This window comes from Amycolatopsis sp. MtRt-6 (assembly GCF_017308975.1).
Taxonomy (GTDB): Bacteria; Actinomycetota; Actinomycetes; order Mycobacteriales; family Pseudonocardiaceae; genus Amycolatopsis.
The window spans coordinates 52,980-75,652 of the sequence record NZ_JADWPD010000011.1 but is presented as its reverse complement, the minus strand read 5'-3'; the positions used below and the strand labels follow the sequence as shown (position 1 = coordinate 75,652).

22 protein-coding genes are annotated in these 22,673 nt (G+C 69.1%); 14 read left to right on the top strand and 8 right to left on the bottom strand.

Features of this window, described 5'->3' with window-relative positions:
* Positions 1 to 11: 11 nt before the first annotated feature.
* Genes I4Q55_RS20075 through I4Q55_RS20065 form a run of 3 tightly spaced genes read right to left on the bottom strand, consistent with a single transcriptional unit; the run spans position 12 to position 2,574 of the window.
* Entirely contained in the window at positions 12 to 500 is a 489-nt protein-coding gene (locus I4Q55_RS20075) for a flavin reductase family protein (RefSeq protein ID WP_242546359.1), read from the bottom strand.
* A gap of 14 nt (positions 501 to 514) precedes the next feature.
* Positions 515 to 1,345, bottom strand: coding sequence for a hypothetical protein (locus I4Q55_RS20070; protein WP_206789685.1), 831 nt, complete (start codon positions 1,343 to 1,345; stop codon positions 515 to 517).
* Positions 1,342 to 2,574 (bottom strand): MFS transporter, encoded by a 1,233-nt coding sequence (locus tag I4Q55_RS20065; protein WP_206789683.1) that lies wholly within the window; start codon positions 2,572 to 2,574, stop codon positions 1,342 to 1,344. Before I4Q55_RS20065 ends, I4Q55_RS20070 begins: the two co-directional genes overlap by 4 nt.
* 244 nt (positions 2,575 to 2,818) lie before the next feature.
* Between I4Q55_RS20065 and I4Q55_RS20060 the strand changes: the two genes are divergently transcribed.
* The 7 genes from I4Q55_RS20060 to I4Q55_RS20030 all read left to right on the top strand — a co-directional run bounded on the left by I4Q55_RS20060 (position 2,819) and on the right by I4Q55_RS20030 (position 11,363).
* Positions 2,819 to 4,300, top strand: a complete 1,482-nt coding sequence (locus I4Q55_RS20060; RefSeq protein WP_242546358.1) for a carotenoid oxygenase family protein — start codon at positions 2,819 to 2,821, stop codon at positions 4,298 to 4,300.
* Positions 4,301 to 4,306: 6 nt separating this feature from the next.
* Positions 4,307 to 4,729: a nuclear transport factor 2 family protein gene (locus I4Q55_RS20055; RefSeq protein ID WP_206789681.1), complete on the top strand. Its 423-nt coding sequence runs from the start codon at positions 4,307 to 4,309 to the stop codon at positions 4,727 to 4,729.
* Positions 4,730 to 4,840: 111 nt separating this feature from the next.
* On the top strand, positions 4,841 to 6,202 hold the full coding sequence (locus I4Q55_RS20050; protein WP_307793260.1) for an FCD domain-containing protein: 1,362 nt from the start codon (positions 4,841 to 4,843) through the stop codon (positions 6,200 to 6,202).
* Between the two features lie 72 nt (positions 6,203 to 6,274).
* Positions 6,275 to 7,585, top strand: coding sequence for an acyl-CoA dehydrogenase family protein (locus I4Q55_RS20045; protein ID WP_277991934.1), 1,311 nt, complete (start codon positions 6,275 to 6,277; stop codon positions 7,583 to 7,585).
* A gap of 19 nt (positions 7,586 to 7,604) precedes the next feature.
* Entirely contained in the window at positions 7,605 to 8,405 is an 801-nt protein-coding gene (locus I4Q55_RS20040) for an SDR family NAD(P)-dependent oxidoreductase (protein ID WP_206789678.1), read from the top strand.
* Between the two features lie 43 nt (positions 8,406 to 8,448).
* Positions 8,449 to 9,912, top strand: a complete 1,464-nt coding sequence (locus I4Q55_RS20035) for an aldehyde dehydrogenase family protein (protein ID WP_206789677.1) — start codon at positions 8,449 to 8,451, stop codon at positions 9,910 to 9,912.
* A gap of 8 nt (positions 9,913 to 9,920) precedes the next feature.
* Positions 9,921 to 11,363, top strand: a complete 1,443-nt coding sequence (locus I4Q55_RS20030) for a carotenoid oxygenase family protein (protein WP_206789676.1) — start codon at positions 9,921 to 9,923, stop codon at positions 11,361 to 11,363.
* A 54-nt stretch (positions 11,364 to 11,417) separates the two neighbouring features.
* On the opposite strand, the gene I4Q55_RS20025 is transcribed toward I4Q55_RS20030, so the two are convergent.
* On the bottom strand, positions 11,418 to 11,933 hold the full coding sequence (locus tag I4Q55_RS20025; RefSeq protein WP_206789675.1) for a VOC family protein: 516 nt from the start codon (positions 11,931 to 11,933) through the stop codon (positions 11,418 to 11,420).
* Positions 11,934 to 12,053: 120 nt separating this feature from the next.
* Between I4Q55_RS20025 and I4Q55_RS20020 the strand changes: the two genes are divergently transcribed.
* Positions 12,054 to 13,691, top strand: a complete 1,638-nt coding sequence (locus I4Q55_RS20020; RefSeq protein WP_206789674.1) for a bifunctional 3-(3-hydroxy-phenyl)propionate/3-hydroxycinnamic acid hydroxylase — start codon at positions 12,054 to 12,056, stop codon at positions 13,689 to 13,691.
* On the top strand, positions 13,637 to 14,464 hold the full coding sequence (locus I4Q55_RS20015) for a fumarylacetoacetate hydrolase family protein (protein ID WP_206789673.1): 828 nt from the start codon (positions 13,637 to 13,639) through the stop codon (positions 14,462 to 14,464). Before I4Q55_RS20020 ends, I4Q55_RS20015 begins: the two co-directional genes overlap by 55 nt.
* 19 nt (positions 14,465 to 14,483) lie before the next feature.
* Here the strand turns inward: I4Q55_RS20015 and I4Q55_RS20010 are convergent, their stop codons facing one another.
* Positions 14,484 to 15,287 (bottom strand): IclR family transcriptional regulator, encoded by an 804-nt coding sequence (locus I4Q55_RS20010; RefSeq protein WP_242546357.1) that lies wholly within the window; start codon positions 15,285 to 15,287, stop codon positions 14,484 to 14,486.
* Between the two features lie 443 nt (positions 15,288 to 15,730).
* On the opposite strand from I4Q55_RS20010, the gene I4Q55_RS20005 reads away from it, so the two are divergent.
* The 4 genes from I4Q55_RS20005 (at position 15,731) to I4Q55_RS19990 (ending at position 18,616) form a co-directional block, all read left to right on the top strand.
* A complete protein-coding gene (locus tag I4Q55_RS20005) occupies positions 15,731 to 16,231 on the top strand; it encodes a TetR/AcrR family transcriptional regulator (RefSeq protein ID WP_206789672.1) in 501 nt (166 codons plus the stop codon).
* 70 nt (positions 16,232 to 16,301) lie between these two features.
* Positions 16,302 to 17,081: an SDR family NAD(P)-dependent oxidoreductase gene (locus I4Q55_RS20000; RefSeq protein WP_206789671.1), complete on the top strand. Its 780-nt coding sequence runs from the start codon at positions 16,302 to 16,304 to the stop codon at positions 17,079 to 17,081.
* Positions 17,082 to 17,175: 94 nt separating this feature from the next.
* The gene (locus tag I4Q55_RS19995) at positions 17,176 to 17,730 is read left to right on the top strand and encodes a carboxymuconolactone decarboxylase family protein (RefSeq protein WP_206789670.1); all 555 of its coding nucleotides are present in this window, start codon (positions 17,176 to 17,178) and stop codon (positions 17,728 to 17,730) included.
* Positions 17,731 to 18,004: 274 nt separating this feature from the next.
* Positions 18,005 to 18,616, top strand: coding sequence for a TetR/AcrR family transcriptional regulator (locus tag I4Q55_RS19990; RefSeq protein ID WP_206789668.1), 612 nt, complete (start codon positions 18,005 to 18,007; stop codon positions 18,614 to 18,616).
* A 34-nt stretch (positions 18,617 to 18,650) separates the two neighbouring features.
* Here the strand turns inward: I4Q55_RS19990 and I4Q55_RS19985 are convergent, their stop codons facing one another.
* Both I4Q55_RS19985 and I4Q55_RS19980 read right to left on the bottom strand, forming a co-directional pair.
* Positions 18,651 to 19,544 (bottom strand): amidohydrolase family protein, encoded by an 894-nt coding sequence (locus I4Q55_RS19985; protein WP_206789667.1) that lies wholly within the window; start codon positions 19,542 to 19,544, stop codon positions 18,651 to 18,653.
* A 318-nt stretch (positions 19,545 to 19,862) separates the two neighbouring features.
* Complete coding sequence (locus I4Q55_RS19980; protein ID WP_206789665.1) at positions 19,863 to 20,492, bottom strand: TetR/AcrR family transcriptional regulator; 630 nt, start codon at positions 20,490 to 20,492, stop codon at positions 19,863 to 19,865.
* 76 nt (positions 20,493 to 20,568) lie between these two features.
* On the opposite strand from I4Q55_RS19980, the gene I4Q55_RS19975 reads away from it, so the two are divergent.
* Positions 20,569 to 21,576, top strand: coding sequence for an amidohydrolase family protein (locus I4Q55_RS19975; RefSeq protein WP_206789663.1), 1,008 nt, complete (start codon positions 20,569 to 20,571; stop codon positions 21,574 to 21,576).
* Between the two features lie 127 nt (positions 21,577 to 21,703).
* On the opposite strand, the gene I4Q55_RS19970 is transcribed toward I4Q55_RS19975, so the two are convergent.
* Positions 21,704 to 22,657, bottom strand: a complete 954-nt coding sequence (locus tag I4Q55_RS19970; RefSeq protein WP_206789661.1) for an alpha/beta hydrolase fold domain-containing protein — start codon at positions 22,655 to 22,657, stop codon at positions 21,704 to 21,706.
* Positions 22,658 to 22,673 lie beyond the last annotated feature (16 nt).

Here is a 22,673-nt window from a genome sequence, read left to right as displayed (position 1 = left end):
TCCAAACGATCTCATGCAGGCGCCAACCTTTCGAAACGCCCGCGGTGGAAAACCAGCGGCCGGATCCGAGGGAACGGAGTCACCCGTCGCAGACGCAGCAGGGCGATCACGTGGTCGCCCGCATCCACCTCGGCGTCGAGCGAGCATTCGAGCCACAGCGCCGTCTCGTGCAGGAAGACCGCACCGGACTCCCCCGCCTCCCAGCGGATGCCCGCGAAACGGTCCCCCACCGGGGCGGACAGCTGGCGGCACAGGTCGCCGTGGTTCTCCCCCAGCACGCTGACGCCGAGGCCCGGCGCTGCGCGCAGCACACTCCACGTGCGCGAAGTGCGCATGGCGCAGAACGAGACCAACGGAGGGTCGAGGGAGACCGGGACGAAAGAGCTCGCCACCATCCCGACCGGCTCGCCGTCCACGAGCCCGCAGACCGCCACCACCCCTGACGCGGTGTGGCCGTAGGCGTCGCGCAGTTCGCGCGACGCGTTCGGACTGACTGCCATGGGCCTCTCCTTCGTCACCATGCCTGCGGCGTTCCGAGCGGCAGGATCTCCCGGATCTCGTCGATGCTGCGGATCTCGTTGTCGACCACTTTGAAGACCGCCACCATGTAGAACGTCCCGTTGTCGGGTCTCGGACTGTCCGGAACCGGGTGGAAATCGACCATGACCGTGCTGACGGCGACGCCACGGGCCGGATCGAGAACGGGGAAGTGACCTCCGCGGACCGTCGGCCTGGCCCCTCGGGTCTGGTTGAGGCAGCTGGCGACGGTGTGCACCGTCGCGTCGGGTGACAGCAGCGTCGTGAGCGTGTTCGTCACCTTCTTGCCGTTGTCGTAGCGGTCGCAGCGGTAGCCGATCCGCGCCAGGCTGCCGTCGCTCTCCCCGAGGGCCGACCAGTAGCCGCCGGCCACCGCCGCGAGCGCGTCCCGGTCGCAGGCTCGTTCGGGCGGCACCGGTGCGTCGTAGAGCACGTCGGGGGCCAGCAGCCGGTCGACGTCGGCGAAGTGCCCGGCCGTGTCGGTGCTGACGAGCAACTCCGCTTCGCTCACCGCGTCGTCCACCACCTTGAGCCGGAGCGCGAACGGACGGCGCTGCCCGGCGCAGACCGCGACTCCCGTCGTCGCGAGCTGCCCCTGTTCGACGTCGACGAACGTCTGCAAGCCGAGGAAGTCGCCGGCCGTCTCCCAGAGCCCTTCGCCGAGCTTGATTTCGACGGCGTTCTCCGTCACCCGGAAGGAGCTGTTCCACCGGGTGAAGCCGGGGTCGTGGCGGACCAGGCTCTCCAGGAAGCGATCACCGTGTCCGCGGAGCATCCGCTCGGCTTCCTGGACGGGCGCGGCGGTCATCGCTCGGCCGGGGAAGCCAGGACGGCGCTCTCGCTGCGCGCCGGCGGCCGCGACACCGTGTAGGTGAAGGGCTTGAGCGTCGCCATGAGCAGGAAGGCGACCACGGTGGCGCCGATGACCAGCGCCATGGGCACCGTGAAGCTGCCGGTGGCGTCGAAACCGTCGCTGATGAGCAGGGTCGCCGTCCCGATGCTCACGACGTTGAGCCCGAGGCTGAAGCCGAAGATCTCCGCGGACGCCTTGAGGCCGAAGTACCGGGTCACCAGGTACGGCAGCAGCATGGTCACGGTACTCAGCGCGACCCCGGAGAGAACGGCTCCGAGGAACTGGAGAGCGAACGACGTCCCGGAGAAGAACAGGAGCATCGTGCCGGCGACGGGAATCAGGTACAGGGCGGCGATGAAGCGCTGCGACTGAATGCGGTCGGCGAAGAACGCGCAGAACACCACGCCGGCCATGCCCGAGAACGCCAGCACCGATGCCAGGATGGTGGTGCGGTCCGCCGAGACCCCGCGGCCCGCCAGCCAGGGAACCAGGTGGGTCTGGGTGCCGACCAGCGCCCCCGCCGCCAGGCAGTCGGCCAAGGTCAGGGCCCAGTAGGTCCGCGTGCGCATCGCCTTCGTCCCCGAAGCTCCCGCGTCTGCTGCCGCGACGGTGGCGGGGTCGGCACCGTCCGTGGCCGGGGCGCCGAGCGGCTCGGCCGGGTTCAGCCGGAGCAGGAACGCCGCCGCGCCGCCCGCGCAGACGAGCACCGCCAGGGCGAGCACACGCAAGGCGAACCGCCAGTCGTGGATGTCGATCAGCCAGCGTGCGACCGGCGCGACCCACGTCTGTGACAGCTGCACCGCGACGGCGGTCACCAGGGCCAGCATGAGCGCCCGGTTCGCGTCGTACCAGGACGAGACGACCCGCGCGTAGACGACCGGGCCGGACAGGCCCGCGCCGAGCCCGATGCAGACGATGCCCAGCCAGTAGAGCGGCCCGGCCGAGTCCATTTGCGACAGGGCGAGCAGTCCACCCGCGAACAACACCACGCCGGTGGTGGCCGTGATGCGCACCCCGACGAGTCTGATGATGCGGCCGCCGAGCGGGCAGGCCGCGGCGGTGACGTACTGGGAAACGGTGAACACGAGCGTGAAGACGGGCAGTCCCCAGTGCATCGCCTGCGAGACCGCGGGCAGGAAGACCGAGAAAGAGCCCACGAAAATACCGGACATGCTGAATGTCATGCAGATGAACGTGGCTACCGTAGCCTGAATACGCAGTGATTTCGCCATTGTTTTCCTGCCACTTCGTCGTGGGGCGACCGTGCTCCACGATGGTAGGTGGGGTACTCGCCCAAACAAGGCGGCGAAACCCGGGGGCGCCGGGACTCCAATCCGCCGTCTGGTTTGACTCCAGGATGCGTCCTACCGTGACGCAAGCCGCAGGGAGCGGCACGTACCACCCAGGTCAGTCAAAGGAGACGGCGTCATGGCAAAGGCTTTCCCGCCGGAGCTCACCTCGGGGATGGACGAGCCGTGCCGGTTCGATCTCGAGGTGTTCGACCTGGAAGTCGTGGAGGGCGAGGTGCCGGCGGACATCGACGGGCTGTTCGTCCAGGCCGTGCCGGACCAGGTGTACCTGCCGGACGTCCCGGTGCTCTACCCGATGACCATCGCGGCGGGCGGGGACGGCGCGGTCCGGGCGTTCCGGATCAAGGACGGCTGCGTGGACTTCCGGACACGCTACGTGCGCACGGAACGGTTCGAACTGGAGCGCAAGGCGCGCCGACCCCTGTTCGGGAACTACCGGGACCCGTTCTCCGACGACCCCAGCGTCGCCGGCAAGGACCGGACCACCGCGAACACCGCCATCTACTGGCACGCGGGCCGGATGCTCGCTTCCAAAGAGGACGGGCTGCCCTACGAGGTCGACCCGGTCACGCTGGAGACCCGAGGGGTCTGGAACGCGTACGGGGCCATCACCAGCCACACCTTCACCGCGCATCCCAAGTTCGACCCGGACACCGGCGAGATGTTCGGCTTCGGCTACGCGGCCCGGGGCGAGACGACCCGGGACATCGCGTACTACGTGATCGACGCCGCGGGCAAGGTCACCCACGAGGCGTGGTTCGAGGCACCGTACTCGGCCATGATCCACGACTGCGCGTTGACCGAGAACTACATGCTGTTTCCGATCATGCCGATCACCAGCGATCTCGACCGGCTGAAGGCCGGCGGCCCGCACTTCGTCTACGACGCGGACCTCCCGCAGGTCTTCGGCGTCATGCCCCGCTACGGGAGCGCCGACGAGGTGCGCTGGTTCCAGGCGCCGCACGCGTTCCCCGGCCACACGATCAACGCCTACGAGGAGGACGGCAGGATCGTCTTCGACCTGCTGGAGACCGACGGCAACGGCTTCGCCCCGGTGGTGCCCGACAAGAACGGCGCGCCGATGGGCCCGGACGGCCTCACCACGCGCCACGTGCGCTGGCGCATCGACTACCGCGCCGACGACGAGCACCTGGTGGAGCGGGAGGTGCTGGCGATCGTGAACGGCGAGGGGCCACACATCGACCCCCGGCGCCAGTTGAGGCCGTACCGGCACATGTTCGTGCCGACCCTGGACCGCGGCAAGCTCGCCACGGACGTCAACGGCCGCCCCTACCCGGTGATGTTCAACCAGCTCAGCCACTTCGACCTGGAGGCGGGCACCCGCGAGGACTGGTTCCCGGGGCCGGCCGCGACGTTCCAGGACCCGGTGTACTTCACCAAGTCCGCCGACGCGCCCGAACACGACGGCTACCTGATCGCCACGCTCAACTGGCCGTTGGAGCGGCGCAGCGAGCTCGTCATCCTCGACACGCTCGACCTCGCCCGCGGGCCGGTCGCCCGGCTCCGGCTTCCCGTCCGCATGCGCCTCGGCATCCACGCCACGTGGTTCGACGGCGCCGAAATCCCCACCTGGAGGTAGCCCGCCATGACCGTCGACCACACCGAAGCACCGATCACCGATCCCGTCGCGGCCCAGCTCGCGGCGCACAAGGAGACCGTGCTGACCATGATGTCGCTTTTGACCGATCCCGCGACCTCCGAGCAGGCACGCGCCTACCTCACCGAGACCTACGTCCAGCACAACCCGAACATCGCCTCGGGAGCGGACGCGATCATCGCCTGGACGAAGACCGAGGAGGCACGGCACGCGCGGGAATCGATGCGTCCCGCACCCGAACCTCCGGTTATGGTGGCCGAAGGCGACAAGGTCGTGATGATGATCAGCCGGGACCTGCCCGACCCGCGGCATCCGGGCAAGACCTACCGGTCCTACTGGTTCGACATGTGGCGCGTCGAGGACGGCAAGCTCGCCGAACATTGGGACGGCGCTCCGGTGAGTACCGAGTAGATCGCAGAACGGAGTGAGGCGGCCATGAGCAGCATCGAGGTCTCCCGCCGCCCGTCCCGGCCGGGTGCGGACGCGAAGCCCGGGCCGACGATCTCCGACCTGTATTCCAGCGTGGTCGGCGCCGAGGAGGCGCAGACGAAACTGCCGCTGCTCGTGGCCCGGGACATCGAGGAGCGGTTCATCCGGGACGGCTGGCCGGTGGGCCGGGTCTACGGCAGCGAGGCCGAGATGGCCGCGCACTACGGGGTGGGCCGCGATGTGATGCGCGAAGCCGCGCGCGTGCTCGAAGCGCGTCAAGCGCTCCAGGTGCGGCGCGGCCCGCGCGGCGGTCTCGCGGTCGCGAAGCCGTCCGGAACCCACCTGCGGGTCATGGTCGGCGGCTACGCGCACCTCACCGGCATCGAGCTGCCGGAAATCGTCGAGGCCTGGGTCGCCATTCATGTCACGGCCGTGCGTCTGATCGGTGCGCACCGACCCGGTGCGACGCCCTCCGGCGCGGACATCGAGCAGTTCGCCGCCCAAGTCATCGAGGGGAGCGGGAGCGGCGTGCTCCGGCGCCTGCGCGACATCATCGCCCCGCTGCTGCCGTCGATGGGCCTGGACCGAGCCGATGCCGCTCCGGAGCTGATCATCCGCGACCTCGAGCGCGGCCGCGGCGACGAGGCCGCGCGGCGGACCCGCGTCCTGCTGCGTGCCGCGGCGCGCGAAACGCTGGGCCGATCGGCGAGCTGGTCCGGCACGGGGGTGCCGGCACCGCTCGACCAGCTCCGGATACCGGCGTTCCGGATCGTGCGCGAACTGATGTCGGAAATCACCCCGGCCGAGTGGGTCAAGGGCCGGCCGCTGGGCAACGAGTTCGATCTCGCCGAGCGGCTCCGCGTCGATCGCAGCGTGATCCGCCAGGCCATCCGCATCATGGAGGACGCGGAGACCGCGGTGCCCCTGCCCGGGCGCGGGCGCGGCCTGATGACCCGCTGCCCCAGTTCGGGACCGCTCAGCCGCCAGCTGTGCATCCACCTCGCCGCCCGTGGCGAACCGTGGGACCAGACCGCGCGGGCGCTGGGCGGCCTGATGATCGAGCTGGCGGAGCTCGCGGCGCGCAAGGCCGGTCCGGCCGACGCCGCCCTGCTCGACGCGGCCTACGACCGGCTGCGCGAACCGGCCCAGGCGGCGCCGATCTCCACCGTCCAGCCGATCGAGAGAGTGCAGAACCGGCTCGCGCACAATGCCCTGCTGTCCCTTTTCGTGGACGGCATCAAGGCGTATCTGTCGTGGAGCATGCGCGATGAGCTGTACGCGCCGTCCTGGGTCATCGATTTGTACGCCCGGTCCACCGAGAACGTCCTGCGTGCCATCGGCCGCGGCGACCCCGCGGAGGCCGAGCGCCTCCAGGCGGTGAAACTGAAAACGCTCGCCGAGTGCCGCCACATGCTGCTCACTGCAGAGCACGGCCTGCCCGACGCCGATCTCTGAGGAATTCCACCGTCTTTTTTCCCGGGAAGCCCGACTCTAGCATCAGAGAAAAGCGGCTTCGAAAGGCAAAAAATGGTTGGAATACCGTCTGTTCACGAGTCACCTTTCAGCACGCCCGAGGGGCGCCGCATCCGCGACGAGGTGCGCGAACTCGTTCCGTTGATCCGCGAAAACGCTGCGGCCGGCGAGGAACTCGGCTGTCTGCCCCCGGCGACGCTCGACGCGCTGCACCGGACGGGTCTGTTCCGCGCCTCGGTGCCGACGGAATTCGGCGGCTACGCCCTCGGAGCCCGCGACCTCGCCGAGATCGTGGCCGCGGTCGCGACCGGCGACGGGTCCGCGGCGTGGCTGGCGATGATCGCCAGCGGATTCGCCCGGGTCATGCTGACGTTCCCCGAGGACGCCGTCCGCGAGGTCTACGCACGGTCGCTCGAATGGCCGGGGCCGGTCGTGGCCAGCGCATCGCTGTTCTCCGAGCGGATCCAGCAGGCGAGCCGCGTCCCGGACGGCTATCTGATCCCCGCCGGCGGCAAATGGGGTTTCGGCAGCGGCTGCAAGCACGCCGCGTACGTCGTCGTCGGCATCGAGGTGCCGACCGGCCACGGTTCGGTGCTGCGGGCCATGGCGCTGCTGGAGAAGGGCCAGTACGAGATCGTCGACGACTGGCACGTCATGGGCCTGCGGGGCTCGTCGAGCAACAGCGTCCGGACGACGGAGGAGATCTTCGTTCCCGAGCAGCGCGTCGCCGACCTGGCCCGGATGCCGGAGCGCCTCGATCAGCTTCACGAGCACTACGAGGGGCTCGGCTACCAGCTCGACGGACGCGGCCAGATGCTGATTCCCGCGTTGGAGACCATGGCCGTCACGCTGGGGATGGCCCAGGGCGCCTTCGAGTGCTTCCTCGACCAGTCCCGCCGGAAAAAGCCGTTCAACCTGCCTTACGACACGCTGGCCGCCACCCCGTCCGTCCAGGTCGCCGCGGGCAAGACGCACGCGATGATCAACGCCGCGGAATGCCTGCTGTTCGGCCGGGCGGACCACATCGACCGGAAGGCGCAGGCCCGGGAGCCGTTCACGGCCGCCGAGGAGTCCGCGATCATGATGGACCTCGTCCACGCCGGGAACGTGTGCGGTGCGGCCATCGACACCCTTCAGCTCACCCTCGGCTCCTCGACCGTCAGCCTGCGCAACCCGATCCAGCGCTTCGCCCGCGACGTCCGCGTCGCCCTGACGCACGGCTCGACCCGGCTCGACCCGTCCGCCGAGATCAGCGGGCGGCATCTGCTCGGGCAACCGCCCTTCACGGACGGCATGGCGGCGGTGCCGGGTGTGGCGAAGGCAGCCGAGACCGCCCAGACCGCCATCCCCGTCCCCGTCGCCTGAACCGGGCAGGAGAACCCAGATGGACCTCGGACTTTCCGGTAAGCGCGCCCTCGTCACCGGCAGCAGCTCCGGCATCGGCGCCGGCATCGCCCTGATGCTGGCAGCCGAGGGCGCCCACGTCGTCGTGCACGGCCGGGACAAAGAGCGCACCGCCGAGACCGCCGCCACGATCCGCGACCACGGCGGACGGGCCGACGAGGTGCTCGGCGACCTCACGGTCGAGTCGGAAGCCGCGGAGGCCTGCGAACAGATCCTCGCCTCGGGCGGCGTCGACATCCTGGTGAACAACGCGGGCGGCCGGTACGGCGGCTGGGAACGCAACGGCTGGCTGGCGACCCCGCCGGGCTCCTGGCTCGAGACGTACAAGCTGAACGTCGTCTCGACCGCCACCCTGATCAACCGGCTCGCGCCGGTCATGGCGGAGCGCGGCTGGGGGCGGGTCATCCAGATCGCCAGCGCCGTGGCCCTGCACCAGCCGCCGCACTTCCCGGACTACCAGGCGGCGAAGGCCGCGGAGATCAACCTGACGCGCAGCCTCTCCAGGAGCCTGGCCGGCACCGGCGTCACGGCCAACTGCATCAGCGCCGGGATCATCCACACCCCCGGCTCGGCCGCGGAACTCGACGACATCGCCGCGGAACTCCGGCTCGACGGCGGATGGCGGGCCAACGAGCGCCACATCGCCGTGGAGGTCTTCCAGCAGACGACCGGGCGTGTGGGGCGCCCCGAGGACATCGCCGCCGCCGCGTGCTACCTGGCCAGCCCGCGGGCCGACTTCGTCACCGGCGTGAACCTGGTGGTGGACGGCGGAACCGACTGACCGCCGGCCATCCAAACCGCACAACGACGTGAAAGGGAATATCATGGCTCTTCTTGATTCCGGTGATTGGCAGGGGCGGATTTTCTCCTCCGGGTGGGTGGAAGGCTCCGGTGAGGTGTACGACTCGACGGAACCGGCCACCGGCAAGACCCTGGGGCGGGTCGGCGCGGCGGCTCCGTCCGATGTGGACCGTGCGGTGGCTGGGGCGGGGCGGGCCCAGGCCGAGTGGGCTGCGTTGCCGTACGCGGGGCGGGCGCGGGTGCTGCGCCGGGCGGGACAGATTTTCGAGGAGTATCAGGAGGAGATTGCGGAGTGGATTGTGCGGGAGGCGGGCACGCACCCGGGGTTCGCGGCCTTCCAGACCTCCAACGGCGCGGCCGAGGAGTGCTATGAGGCGGCGGCGCTGGCCGCCGCGCCGTACGGTGAGGTGCTGCGTTCGGTGGAGCAGCGGCTGTCGTTCTCGCGCAGGCGCCCGGTCGGCGTGGTGGGTGTGATCTCCCCGTTCAACGCGCCGATGGTGCTGGCGATGCGCGCGCTCGCCCCGGCGCTGGCCCTGGGTAACGCGGTCGTCCTCAAGCCGGACCCGCGTACTGCGATCTGCGGCGGCGTCACCATCGCGCGTGTGTTCGAGGAGGCCGGTCTGCCCGAAGGCGTGCTGCACGTGCTGCCGGGTGGTGCGGAGGTGGGTGCGGCGCTGGTGGATCATCCGCGTGTGCCGGTGCTGGCGTTCACCGGTTCGACCCGGGCGGGCAAGGCGATCGCGGCGGCGGCGGCGCAGCGGCTCAAGCGGGTGCACCTCGAGCTCGGTGGCAATTCCGCGCTGATCGTCCTCGATGACGCGGATCTGGAGAAGGCGGCCTCCGCCGGGGCGTTCGGATCCTTCCACCACGCCGGACAGGTGTGCATGGCTTCCAGCCGTCACCTGGTGCATGCCTCGGTCGCCGACCAGTACGCCGAACTGCTGGTCGAGCGGGCGAACGGTGCGCCGGTGGGTGACCCGGCGGGCGGCCCGGTGGCGGTGGGTCCGATGATCGACGAGCGGCAGCTGCTGGCCGCGCACGGCATCGTCACCGACAGTGTGGCGGCCGGGGCGCGGCTGGCCGCCGGCGGCGCCTACGAGGGCTTGTTCTACCGGCCGACGGTGCTCACCGACGTCCCGCTGACGGCCCGTGCCTACGCCGAGGAGATCTTCGGCCCGGTCGCGCCCGTGGTCGCGTTCGGTGACCTCGACGAGGCGGCCCGGCTCGCCGCCGACACCGAGTACGGGCTCTCCCTCGGCATCCTGACGCGGGACGTGGCCAAGGGGTTGGCGCTGGCCGAGCGGATCCCGACCGGTCTGGTCCACATCAACGACCAGACCGTCAACGACGAGGCCACCGTCCCGTTCGGCGGTGTCGGCGAGTCCGGCAACGGCTCCCGGCACGGCGGCGCCACGGCGAACCTCGAGGCCTTCACCGAGCTGCAGTGGGTGACCGTCCACGGCGAGATCCCCGCCTACCCCTTCTGAGGACTCACGTGGACACCGACAACAAGTTCCTGGCCGGACCGTTCGCGCCGTGGGCCGAGGAGAGCGAGGCCTACGACCTGGACGTCGAGGGGCAGATTCCCGAAGATCTCGCCGGGGCGCTGTTCCGGATCTCTTCGAACCCGCGTTTCGCGCCGCTGGATCTGGACCGGTATCACTGGTGGGAGGGCGACGGCATGGTATGCGGCATCTACCTGCGTGACGGCCGCGCCGCCTACCGCACCCGCTGGGTCGAGACCGACTCGATGAGGTTCGAGGTCGCCCGCGGTGAAGCTGTCTACAGTGGCTTCGCCAACGGCGGAAACCCGCGCCCGCTCCCGCCCGGCGCCCCGCCGGGCAAGAACGTCGCGAACACGAACGTGGGCCTCTTCGACGACCACCTGCTGGTCTATTTCGAAGGCGGGCTGCCCCACTCGATGCACCCCGAAACCCTGGAAACGTATGGCACCTATGACTTCCACGGCGGCATCGACGTTCTCTGCACCGCCCACTACAAGATCGACCCCGCCGGCGGCGACATGCTGTTCTTCGCCGCGACCGGGCCGACCATCACGTGGTTCCGGGCGGACGCGAAGACCGGGACCGTGATCGACAGCCACAGCTTCGACATCAAGGTCCCCGTGTTGATGCACGACTTCGCGGTCAGCGACAATTACGCGGTTTTCTTCGTCACCCCGGCGCAGTTCCGGCTGGACTACATCATGCAGGGCAAGCCCGGGGTGGTGTGGGACGAGAAATCGTTGCCGCACGGCGTGCAGATCGTGCTGCTGGACCGGCGCACCCACACCGTCACGTGGCACGAGGTGGGCGGGCACTGGGCCAACACGCACTTCTACAACGCCTACGAAGACAACGGCCGCCTGATCATCGACGGGCACCGGATCACGCGGCTCGGCACACCCGCCGACCAGCTCGACACCCCACCCTCGTCACACTCGTGGTTCCCGCCCGCGATCCCGCACCGCTGGACCATAAACCTGGCCACCGGCACCGTGAAGGAGGAGAGGGTCAGCGGGCTCGCCGGCGAGTTCCCGAAGATCAACGACGACTACACCGGGCGGCGCCACCGGTACGGGTACTTCGTCACCACCCGGGGCGTCTCGCGCGACATCATGAGCGACGGCCTGGCCAAGCACGACTACCTGCGGGACACCACCGTCGTCGTCGAGGGCCCTGGGCCGCTCACCAGCCCCAGCGAACCGGTCTTCGTCAGCCGGGCCGACGCCATCGGCGAGGACGACGGCTACCTGCTTTCGCTGTGGTGGAACCGCGAGACGGACCTGACCGAACTGCTCGTCCACGACGCCGCGGAGCTGGTCCGCCAACCGCTGGCCAGGGTCATGCTCCCGAGCCGGGTTCCGTTCGGGTTCCACGGCTCCTGGGCCGGTCAGGCGACGCTCGATCAAGCCGTCGCACGGCGGAACGAAGGCTGATCGGATCGCTCGGGCCGGGCCGTGAAACACGGCCCGGCCCAAACCGTCGGTACGTCACCTGGCCGGATCCGGCTGCGTCGTCACCGGCTGGTAGGCGGCGCCGCCGTCGCTCAGCAGCCGCTCGGCCTCGGCGAGGATCGCCTCGAGGTCCTGGTCGAGGTTCAGCGACTTCCGGAACGGCTGGCGCACGTCCTTGTCGATGCGCAGGTAGACCTCGTTGCGGTTGCCCTCGGGGTCGAAGAAGTAGATGCCGATGGCGTTGCCGTGGGTCACCTCCTGCTGCACCTGGACGCCTTCGGCCCGGAACCGCTTGTGGTACTCGACGATGGCCTCCAGGGAGTCCACCCGCCACGAGACCTGGTGGGTGAGCAGCGAGCCCGCTGGGGCGGTCCGACCGTTCGCCAGGACGAACTCGTGGTGCTCGACCTCCGGGCGGGACGAGAAGAAGACGATGCCGAGCTCCTCGTCCTCGTCCGTCACGGTCAGGCCGAGCACCCGGGTGTAGAAGTCGCGCATCTTGGCCAGATCCTCCACCCAGAAGCCGGTGTGGCCCAGTTCGACGATCGACATGGTGTCTCCTTTTTCAGGACATATGGACTGACAAACAGAACGTACGGCTTGACACGAAGAGAGGGCAAGTCCTGTAATGAGAGACACGCATCCTGCTTGTCGAGACAAGGAAGTGTCGTAGTGCGCGAAGAGCCGAACGCCGACGTGATCGTCGTCGGGGCCGGGCCGGTCGGCATGACGGCCGCGGCCTTGCTGGCAGCGCGGGGCGTGTCGGTCATCGTCCTGGAGGCGCAGGCCGAACCTGTCGCCGAGCCGAAGGCGATCAGCATCGACGACGAGTCACTCAGGACCTACCAGGATGCGGGGATCGCCGACCGGATCATGCGCATCGCCGTGCCGGGCACCGGCACCGTCTATTTCGGACACGACGGGCGCCGGCTGTTCCAGGCCTCCGGCCCGGCGCCGTACCGCCTCGGCTTCCCCTTCAAGAACCCGTTCGCCCAGCCGGAACTGGAGCAGGTGCTGCGCACCGTGCTGACCGAGAACCCGCACGTGGATCTGAGGTTCGGGGCGCGCGTCGTGAACGTCACCCAGGACCGGCGCCGGGTCTGCGCCGTGACCGAGGTGGCGGGCATCGCGCGTAGCGTCCGGGCGCGGTACCTCATCGCGGCGGACGGCGGGCGCTCGACCGTCCGCACCCTGCTCGGGATCGACATGACCGGACGGTCCTATCAGGACAACTGGCTGGTCGTGGACACCCTCGAGGACACCCGCACCGAGCGGTACGCGATGCACCACGGCTGCCCGGAAAGGCCGCACGTCATCGTGCCCGGCCTGGACGGGCGGTGCCGCTACGAGTTCGCCCTGCACCCCGGAGAGGCAGAGCCCGGCCCCGACCCCGGTTTCGCCCTGATCGAGCGCCTGCTCGGTCCACATCGGACCATCAGGCCGGACCAGGTGCAGCGGGCGGTGGTCTACCGGTTCAACGCGGTCAACGCCGACGAGTGGCGGCGCGGCAACGTCTTCCTGATGGGCGACGCGGCACACATGATGCCCCCCTTCGCCGGCCAGGGGCTCAACTCGGGAATCCGGGACGCGACGAACCTCTGCTGGAAAATCGCCGGGGTCCTCGGCGGCACTCTTGAGCAGCGCGTGCTCTCGACGTATGAAGCCGAGCGCCGACCGCACGTGGACGCCACCATCCGCGTCTCCGAGCGCCTCGGGCGCGTCGTGATGACGACCTCGAAACGGCTGGCGACCGGCCGGGACCGGATCATCCGCCGGATGCTCGAGACGGACGACGGGCGCAACTACCTGGAGCAGATGCGCTACCGGCCCGCCAACACCATCGCCGCCGGGCTGATGCGCAGCGGCGACCTCGGAGCCGGCACCGCCGTGGCCCAGCCACGCGTGTTCGACGCCGCCACCAGCAAGGTCCGGATGCTGGACGAGCCGGCCGGTCGCGGGTGGACGACGATCGGCGTGGACGTCCCCGCGGCAGGGTGGAGCGATGCCGAGTCCGTCTGCGCCATGACCGGTGCCCGACGCCTGCACGTCGTGGTCGGCCAGACGCTCCCCACCGCGATGGCGAACGCCCGCGTGCTCGTCGACGTGGACGGCGGCCTCGTGCGCGAGTTCGAGCCCTACCGCGGCAGGTTCCTGCTCATCCGCCCCGACCGGCTCATCGCAGCCTCATGGACTCCAGGCGACGGGGACGACGTCCGCGCATGGCTGGGCCAGTGGATCGACGACAAGGAGAAGAAATGCGACTCACCCGCTACTACGACGACAACGGCAACACCCGCATCGGCGAGGTGACCGACGGGATCGTCACTCCGCTGGAGGGCATCACCACGATCGACGCCACCACCGGCATCGACCGCCTGGCTTCGGCAGCACGCGACGAGGCCGGCCGGTTCCCGCTCGAGGAACGGGTGCTCGCACCGATCGCCGACCCGCGGCGGGTCGTGTGCGTAGGGCTCAACTACCTGACCCACGTCGACGAGTCCAAGCGCGAGCTGCCGACCTACCCGGTCCTGTTCACCAAGTTCGCCTCCGCCCTGATCGGTGCGCACGAGGACATCCTGCTCCCGCCCGAAGCCGGACAGGTGGACTACGAGGGCGAACTCGCCGTGGTGATCGGCCGGGCGGGCCGCCGCATCCCGGCGAAGGACGCCGCTTCGCACATCCTCGGCTACAGCGTGGCCAACGACGTGACCATGCGCGACTACCAGTACAAGACACACCAGTGGCTGCAGGGCAAGGCCTGGGACCACTCGACCCCGCTCGGCCCGGTCGTCGTCACCCCGGACGAGGTCGAGATCGCGTCCCAGACACTGACGACCATGCTCAACGGCGAGGTCGTCCAGTCCTCCCCGCTGGACCTGCTGATCTTCTCGATCCCCGAGCTGATCAGCACCGTCTCGGAGTTCACGAACCTCGAGCCGGGCGACGTCATCCTCACCGGGACACCCGGCGGCGTGGGATACCGGCGCGACCCCCAGCTGTTCCTCAAGGACGGCGACAAGATCAGCGTCGAGGTCACCGGCATCGGCAAGATCGAGAACCGAGTCCTCGCGGAGACGGTCTAACCGCGCCCACCTCCGCCGCTCAGCCGGCGAGGGCCAGCCGGTCGCTGACGCGGGCCGCGGCGTCGGCCACGGCAGCAACCACCTCGGGCAACCGTTCGTCGGGGACCCGGGTCTCGAGGGCTGCCACACTGACAGCCGCGGTCACCGCGCCGCTCGCATCGACGATCGGAGCCGCGACGCCCAGAATGTTCTCGTCCAGCTCCCCGCGCGCGACGCAGTAGCCGTCCGCCCGGATCGACTCGAGCCGCGCCAGCAGATCCTCGACCTTGGTGAGCGTGCGCGGCGTGAACTGTTGCAGCCGCTCCCGCTTCAGCAGCGCCTTGCTTTCCGCGGGAGGCAGGTATGCGATCAGGACGAGCGCGGAGGCGCCCGCGTTGACCGGCAGCGTGCTGCCCCGCTCGTACGAGATGCGGACCGGATGATCGGCCTCCACCCGCTCCAGGCAGATCGCATGGGCCCCGGCACGCCTGGTGAGCAACACCGTCTCGCCGAGCTTCTCGCAGAGCTCCAGCATGATCGGCAGCGCCACGTCCGAGAGACCGTAGCTCCGCCGGGCGAGGCGGCCGAGCTCCAGCACGCGCGGACCCAGCCGGAAGCCGCCGGCCGGGGCTTCCTCGAGGAAACCCGCTCCGACAAGGCTCTGCACGTAACGGTACGCCGTCGACCGCGCGGTACCCAGCGCCTGCGCAACCTCCTGGGCACTGACGCACAGCCGGGTGTCGCAGAACAACCCCAGGATGTCCAAGGCTCGGTCGGCCGTCGAATTGCGTTCGCGATAATGGCCCGCAGCTGCGGGCCCGCCGCTCGACACCTGTCCTGGCATACAGGACAGCATAGCTGAAAATCCGGCACAAGCTGCCTGGGCGCCGAACCTTCAACCAGGGCTTATCTCGCCGAGTTTTGCACACCCCGCGCCGCCTGCCCGCGAACGACCCCATGTGACGAGCGACACGGGAACCCTCCTCAAAACGGACCCGTGAGTCCGCTACCATCGAACCGGACCCACGGGTCCACTTGAGCTCCTGGCGTGAGGATTCCCGCAATGAGTCATGCCTTTGAACCGCGACGAGATCGCGGTCTTCGGCACCTTCGCCGAGGATGGTCGCTTCCGGCGTCTGAGCGAGAGCGGCTTCGACATCGATCGACCTGACCAGACTCTTTGATGGGCAGGGGTTTCGTCCTGTGAACTCGCCGAAGAATCCCGGACCGGCTCGGCACGCGACTGCCTCGCCGGGACGGGCAGACGCCCGCCGCAACCACGAACGGGTGATCACCGCCGCGATCGACCTGTTCCGCGAACACGGGGCGTTGGTCACGATTCCCCAGGTCGCCGCGAAAGCTCAGGTCGGCAAAGCAACGGTGTACCGAAGCTTTCCCACCAAGGAGGACTTGCTCGAGTCGATCACGCAACTGGGCTTGGACGAGCTCGCACGACGCACAGCGAAGGCGCGGCGCGAGGCCGACCCCTACGAGGGGTTCCGCGTCTATGTTTTCGAACTTTTCGATGTCCTGGCCCATGATCGCCTGCTGGCCGAACGGCTCGCGGATGCTGTTTCCCAGACCGCCCTTCCACTCCTGGAGCCGCTGATCGAGGTCATGGAGACCGCTCGGACGACCGGGAAACTGCGTGCGGACGCCACGCCGCGGGACGTGCGTGTGCTCTTGTGCGGCGCGGCACTGCAGCTGGTGCGATTCGGAGAACGTGACCCCGCAGTCTGGCGCCGATATGGGGACATGGTGCTACAGGCGCTATGCCATCACCCCTGAATTGACCGTCCTAACGGGACAGTGCCACTCTCATCGCACTGCGGTGTCGATCAACTGAGGAGAACATGTCATGGATTTGAGGCTGAAGGACAAACGCGCGGTGGTCACCGGCGGCAGCCGGGGCATCGGCCTGGCAGTGGGCCGGGCGCTCGCCCAGGAAGGCGCCGATGTCGCACTCGTCGGCCGCAATGCGCAGACGGCGGTCGAGCAGGCCGCTCTGCTCGCCGCCGACACCGGGGCACGCGTGATCGGGATCGGCGCGGACACCGGTGACGACGCCTCGGTAGCCGCCATGGCCACCACCGCCATCGAGCAACTGGGCGGCGTCGACATCCTGGTCAACAACGCGGCCATGACCAACCCCGGCGTGATCGCGGAGTCAGCATTGGAAGCGGAGATCAATGTCAAGGTGCGGGGTTATCTGCGCTGTGCCAGGTCGTTCGCGCCCGGCATGGTCGAGCGCGGCTGGGGCCGGATCATCAACGTCGGCGGCATCGCCGCGCGGCGCACCGGTTCGGTAACCGGCTCGGTTCGCAACATCGCCGTTGCCGCGCTGACGAAGAACCTCGCCGACGAACTGGGCCCCCGTGGCGTGAACGTGACCGTCGTCCACCCCGGCCCCACCAGCAGCGACACCGCAACCAAGGCGCTCGCCGCCAATGCCGAGTCCCGCGGGCTGACCTTGAAGGAGGTCGAACGCGAGTTCAGCGCGACGATCTCCATCGGCCGGATCGTCACCCCGGACGAGGTCGCCGCAGTGATCGCGTTCCTGGCCAGCCCGCGCAGTGTCGCGCTCAACGGCGACCCGATCATCGCCAGCGGCGGCGCGCTCGGTCCGATCCATTACTGAACTCCTGGCCACAAGCCGCCCACCGGCCGACGCGAACGAGCTCCGGACCGGTCCGAACCACATCGACCACACACGAATTGAAGGGCGGGCAACCATGGCTCGTATCGGCTATCCGGAACTTCCCTCGGACGAGGTGACAGTCAACATCGTCCGCATGCTCGGGCATTCACCCGATATCGGCTCCGCCGTCAGCAAGCTGGGCGCAGCCCAGTTCGCCGCGGGGGCACTGCCCGCGGTCGACCGTGAGCTGGTCATCATGAACAGCGGCGTAGCGTTCTCGGCCCCGTACGAATGGGAGCAACACATCTCCATCTCGCGATCGGCGGGAGTCACCGACGCCCAGCGCGACGCGCTGGCCGCCCGCGACCTCACTTCCAGCGAGTTCACCGAGGCCCAGCGCACCCTGCTCGCGTTTGCCGACAGCGCCGCACGATCACCCGAGGTGCCGGACGAGATCTTCGAGGCGGCACGCGGCCACTACACCGACCGACAACTGGTCGAGACCGTCATCATGGTCGGTTTCTACTTCCTCATTGCCCGCGTGAGCACCGTCTTCGAGCTGGAGATCGACCCACCCGACGACAGCTCGGTGCTCAACACGATCGTGGACGAATACAAGACTTCCCAGCAGCACATTCCGACATCTTGAGAAAGCGCCGGGATGAACCGCCGTGGTGGTGTTCCCGATCGCGTTCGCGCCGATCATTGGGCCCGTCGCGGCAGGTGTGGTCTCTGCACTTCACGACCACCGCCCCGACCTCGGAGGCATTCGACGCCTCCCTGCTTGCCGAGTACCGCCTGGTCGCCCTCGACGGCGACCGGGGGCAGTATCCGCTGTGCCGGCCGGACGACACCCCGCCCTGGGTGCCTCGCTGACCCGGCCGGGTTGCCGGTAGCCGAGACGCGCACCTAACCTCGCGCCCATGACCAGCGAGCAGACCGCCCAGTCCGGGGCGGTGTCCCGGGGCAGGCCGAGAGACCCCGCGGTGGAGAGCGCGATCCTCAGGGCGACATTGGAGCGGCTGGCGGCGGACGGATACGCGCGCACGTCTCTCGGCGACATCGCCAAGGCAGCCGGCGTCACGCGTCCGACGATCTACCTGCGCTGGGCGAACCTGCACGAGCTCGTGGTCGATGCGCTCGGTCTGATCGCACCGGGCGCGGCCGGTGCCGAGGTGGACGGACTCGACCCGCAGGACGCCCTCAAGGCAGCCATGCGCGCGGTGATGCCGGAAGAGGTGCGGGAGCGGGGCCTGGGCCTGATGGGCCACATCCTGGCCGACGCCGGACGCCACCCGGACCTGCTGGAGATCTTCCGGGAACGGACGATCGCTCCGCAGCTGAACATCCTGATCGACACGATGCGGCAGTTGCAGGACCACGGCTCGGTCAAGGCGGACGTCGACGTCGAGGTCCTGGCCGACCTGTGCCTGGGCAGCTACCTCGCGACCTTCCTGCGCACCGGCGAGCTCGATCCCGCCGAGGCCGACCGGGTGATCGACACCCTGTGGCCGTTGATCAGCACCGACGGCTGAAACCCTCCCCAGCGATGACGCGCTGCTGCCCAGGCTAGGACCCGAGACCGAGCAGTGTGGCGGCGTTGCCACCGGCCACCTTCTGTTTGTCGGCGGGGGCGAGCGGCAGCGCGTCGAGCACGGCGCGGACCGGACCCATCTGGGTGAGCGGGTAGTCGACGCTGAACAGGACGCGGTCGACGCCGAAGACCTGCAGGGCGCACAGGACGGGCGGCAGCGCGGTGAGGGCGCTGGTGGTCACCCAGAAGTTCCGCAGGAAGTAGGCGGACGGCAGTTCCGCGAGCCCGGTCCGTTCCGGGAGCAGGAATTCGTCGATGCGGGCCATCATGAACGGCAGCATTTCCCCGCCGTGCCCCAGGACCACGCGCAGATCCGGGTGGCGCTCGAAGACGCCGGCCAGGACCATGCGCAGGCTGTGGAGCCCGAGTTCGGAGTGCCAGCCCCAGGAGGCCGTCTCGAGGAGGTGGCCGACGACCGGCGTGAAGCCGTCGAACAGCAGGTTCCGCAGGGCCTGCGGCGGTGCGGCAGGGTGGAGGTAGAGCGGCACGCCGAGCTGTTCGATCCGAGCGAGCAGCGGCTCGAACCGGGGGTCGTCCAGGAAGGCGCCGTTGGTGCCGAACGTGCTGTTCACCAGTGCCCCGGCGAGGCCGAGCTCGCTCACGGCCCGGTCCAGTTCGTCCGCGGCGGCTCGAGGGTCGTCCGTGGGCAGCGCGGCCCATCCCATGAATCGCGTCGGGTGTTCCCGCACGGCCTTGGCCAGCAGGTCGTTGGAGTTCCGGGCGGTCTGCACCGCCTCCTGACCGGTGAGCAGTTGCACGCCGGGCGAGAGGAGGGAAAGGACCTGGATGTCGATTCCGTGGGCGTCCATCTCCTGGAGCCGCCCTTCGCCGAGGTCGTCGAGTTGGCCGACCAGCCAGTCCCCCTGCATCTCAGGGACCCACTTGCTGGCTGCCGGAACTCCGAAGTGTTCTTCAAGGGTGATCGTCTTCATGTCCCCAGCGTGCAATTAATTTACAGCCTAGTCAAGTAAATTATTGTGAGGCTGACCACCAACCGCGCCCGGATCATCCCGCCGAGGCGGGACTTCGGTCACTTCAGAGTCCGGTGAAGACGTTCTCTTCGCGCTCCAGCGGTTGCGGCAGAACGAGGCGACGACCCGGACTTTCCTCCCGGATCATCCGGCGACCCGCCTGGCCGGTGTTGCCGGGATGAGCCTTGTCCCTGGCGGCACACCTTCCTGCGTGGTCTATGGATGTCCGGCACCGCTCGCGAATCCGGCCAGCACGAGCGCGATTGCGGCGTCCACCTCGGCCGTGAGCGCCCCGTGCGGCGGAGCCTCTTGGGAGAGCCGTCGCACGACTGCGCCCTGGAAGACGTCGTAGAGCACGTCCACGGCCAGGGCAGGATCGGCAGAGGGTGCCGGTCCACTGTCCGGCCGCTCCCGTTGAGAGGCACGCAGCCAGTCGCGCAGTTCCGCGGAAAGCTGGGAGCGGTGGGCCGGTACGCCGTGTCCGCGCAGCAGCCCGGTTGTCATCTGCCGGGTCTCGTCCCAGTTCCGCTCCGCCCGCAGGGCCAGCTCGTGGAAATACGCCCGCACCCGGTCCGCGGCAGAGGTGATGCGGTCGACGTCGCGGACCAGGGCGAACACCGACTCCCCGACTCGTACGGCCCACTCGGTGGCGATGTCCGACTTCGCGGGGAAGTGATTGAACGCGGTCCGCCGGACCACGCCGGCCTCGGCCGCGATCTCGTCCATCGTGGCGGCGTCGTAGCCGCGCGATGCGAACACCTTGATCGCTGCCGCATAGACGCGCTCCCGGTTGACCTGGGCGTTGCGCGTCCTGCCGTCCTGCTTCTCACTGTCCGCCTGCCTCATGTTGACATTATTGCACTCCAGTGCAAACATCGAACTTGTTGCACTGGAGTGCAATTTGATGTGAGGAGAACGCGTCATGGACAAGATCAACGGCTGGGTGGACATCCACGCACATTTCACCCCGCCGACGACGGCAGAGGCCCGGGAAACCCAGTGGCGCCAGCTGAGGGACGCGCACCTCCTGACGCCCGAGCCCCACCACTGGCGACCCGAGATGATGCTCGCCACCATGGATCGCCTTGGCATCGCCACGCAGATGCTCAGCCCGGCACTACTCGATGCCCCGCTTCCGCAACTGCGCGCCTGGAACGACTACGGCGCCCAGCTCGTGGCCGACCACCCCGGCCGCTTCGGCCTGCTCGCCGCCTTGCCCACCGACGACCCGGACGCAGCTCTGGCCGAGATCGCGCGTGGCGACACCGAAACTCACCCTGACGGCTACATCCTGTTCACCCGCTGGGCAGGTGTCCCGCTCGGGGACCCACGTCTGGCGCCGATGTGGGAGGAGCTCGACCGGCGCTCGGCCGTGCTGTTCGTCCATCCAAGCGCCGTAGCGCCCGTGTTCCGGCAGACCGCCGTCCTGGTCGAGTTTCCGTTCGAGACCACCCGGACCGTTGTGGACCTGCTCTACGCAGGATTCTTCCGCCGGTACCCCCGTCTCACCGTCGTCCTCGCCCACTGCGGCGGCGCCCTGCCCGCGCTCTCCGGCCGCCTCGGGCTGCTGGGGGCGGAGGAGTACGTGTTCAACCCACTGGGCCTGACCGCCGATGACATCCGCACCGACCTGGCGAAGCTCTACCTCGACACCGCCGCGTCCGGCACCGACGCCAATCTTGCCGCAGCAGTCACGATGGTGCCCCGCGACCACATCGTTTACGGGGCCGACGCCGGAGTCCCCTGCTCGAACGAGAACAACATGAAACGCAACATCGACGCGCTCCGGAACTCCCACGTCCTCGCACCGCAAGAAGTCGAGGAACTCGGCCACCGAGCCTTCGACCTCTTCCCCACAGCCGCCCAACGCGGAAGCCTCCAGACCAGAACCGAGTACCAGTCGGCGATCGACTACATCAGCCGGGCCTGAGCGCCGAGCAGGCGACCACCATCCTGGACACCAACGCAGCCGCGATCTTCGGGCTCCAGGCAGGGCATGATCGCCAGCCGTGACGCTGCGTCTGCTTCACCCGGTCTTCGTCCCCGGGCCGGAGAGGTCACGCGGTGCGATCTCGGCCGGTGCGCGCCATGTCCTTGAGAGCACCGGCGAGGTACTCGAGTGACAGGTCCACCTCTCGCAGCGACGGGGTCCGGTTGAGGTGACCGTGGGGCATGCCGGTGGCGAGGTACGCGTCCGCCGCCACCCCCACCTCGGCCAGCTGCTCGAGGAGCAGCTCCCCGGAGCCTCGCAGGTCGTCCAGCTCACTGAGCACCACGCTGGTCGGCGGCAAGCCCGAGAGGTCACCTGCACCAGGTATCGCGTCGGCAGGCAGGTCGGAGATGCGCCCGACGTAGTTGCGCACCGTCTCCGCGATCGTTGCCGGCTCGAAACGCATCGCCAGCGGCAGCAGCTGCATGTCGGCCGCGGTGCTGCTGTCGAGCGCAGGGACCGGGAAGTGCGCGAAGGGGTACGCCAGCAGCAACCGGTCCGGCCGGCGAGGCGAGGCGCGGTGGCGAAGAGCCGTCGAGAGCGCGAGCGTGGCGCCGGCGCTCGCACCACCGAGTGCGTAGGAGCCGGCATCCGGACAGCCCTGGTCGACCACCCAGCACCACGCTGCTTCCGCGTCGTCGACGGGTACCGGGTATCGCACGCCGTCCCGCGCGAGCCGGTACCCGACAGTCACCACGGTGACGCCCGCTCGGGCCGCCAGTTCGACCGCGACGACGTGCGACTCGGGCATGTCGACGTCCCCGCCGGAGAACCCGCCTCCGTGCAGCCAGACCAGCACGGCCTCCTGGCCTGCGGACGATCGGTAGCTGCGGATGGGAATGCGACCGCGCGGACCGTCGATCGTGCGGTCCTCGATCGAGACGCCTGGTGGCGTCACCCACGCGGCCGGGTCGACTTCGAACTCGGCAAAGCGGTGGGCCACGGCCGGGTCGTCACGATCGGCCCAGCTCAGGCCCTCGAGCAGATGGACTTTCGCGGCGAGAAAGGAGTCAAGCGGCACAGCAACCTACTTTCAT

Bases quoted from the DNA above. Each gene is read 5' to 3' on its own strand.
- I4Q55_RS20075 (WP_242546359.1), bottom strand. From the start codon at position 500: ATGGCAGTCAGTCCGAACGCGTCGCGCGAACTGCGCGACGCCTACGGC.
- I4Q55_RS20070 (WP_206789685.1), bottom strand. From the start codon at position 1,345: ATGACCGCCGCGCCCGTCCAGGAAGCCGAGCGGATGCTCCGCGGACAC.
- I4Q55_RS20065 (WP_206789683.1), bottom strand. From the start codon at position 2,574: ATGACATTCAGCATGTCCGGTATTTTCGTGGGCTCTTTCTCGGTCTTC.
- I4Q55_RS20060 (WP_242546358.1), top strand. From the start codon at position 2,819: ATGGCAAAGGCTTTCCCGCCGGAGCTCACCTCGGGGATGGACGAGCCG.
- I4Q55_RS20055 (WP_206789681.1), top strand. From the start codon at position 4,307: ATGACCGTCGACCACACCGAAGCACCGATCACCGATCCCGTCGCGGCC.
- I4Q55_RS20045 (WP_277991934.1), top strand. From the start codon at position 6,275: ATGGTTGGAATACCGTCTGTTCACGAGTCACCTTTCAGCACGCCCGAG.
- I4Q55_RS20040 (WP_206789678.1), top strand. From the start codon at position 7,605: ATGGACCTCGGACTTTCCGGTAAGCGCGCCCTCGTCACCGGCAGCAGC.
- I4Q55_RS20035 (WP_206789677.1), top strand. From the start codon at position 8,449: ATGGCTCTTCTTGATTCCGGTGATTGGCAGGGGCGGATTTTCTCCTCC.
- I4Q55_RS20025 (WP_206789675.1), bottom strand. From the start codon at position 11,933: ATGTCGATCGTCGAACTGGGCCACACCGGCTTCTGGGTGGAGGATCTG.
- I4Q55_RS20015 (WP_206789673.1), top strand. From the start codon at position 13,637: ATGCGACTCACCCGCTACTACGACGACAACGGCAACACCCGCATCGGC.
- I4Q55_RS20010 (WP_242546357.1), bottom strand. From the start codon at position 15,287: ATGCCAGGACAGGTGTCGAGCGGCGGGCCCGCAGCTGCGGGCCATTAT.
- I4Q55_RS20000 (WP_206789671.1), top strand. From the start codon at position 16,302: ATGGATTTGAGGCTGAAGGACAAACGCGCGGTGGTCACCGGCGGCAGC.
- I4Q55_RS19995 (WP_206789670.1), top strand. From the start codon at position 17,176: ATGGCTCGTATCGGCTATCCGGAACTTCCCTCGGACGAGGTGACAGTC.
- I4Q55_RS19990 (WP_206789668.1), top strand. From the start codon at position 18,005: ATGACCAGCGAGCAGACCGCCCAGTCCGGGGCGGTGTCCCGGGGCAGG.
- I4Q55_RS19985 (WP_206789667.1), bottom strand. From the start codon at position 19,544: ATGCAGGGGGACTGGCTGGTCGGCCAACTCGACGACCTCGGCGAAGGG.
- I4Q55_RS19980 (WP_206789665.1), bottom strand. From the start codon at position 20,492: ATGAGGCAGGCGGACAGTGAGAAGCAGGACGGCAGGACGCGCAACGCC.
- I4Q55_RS19975 (WP_206789663.1), top strand. From the start codon at position 20,569: ATGGACAAGATCAACGGCTGGGTGGACATCCACGCACATTTCACCCCG.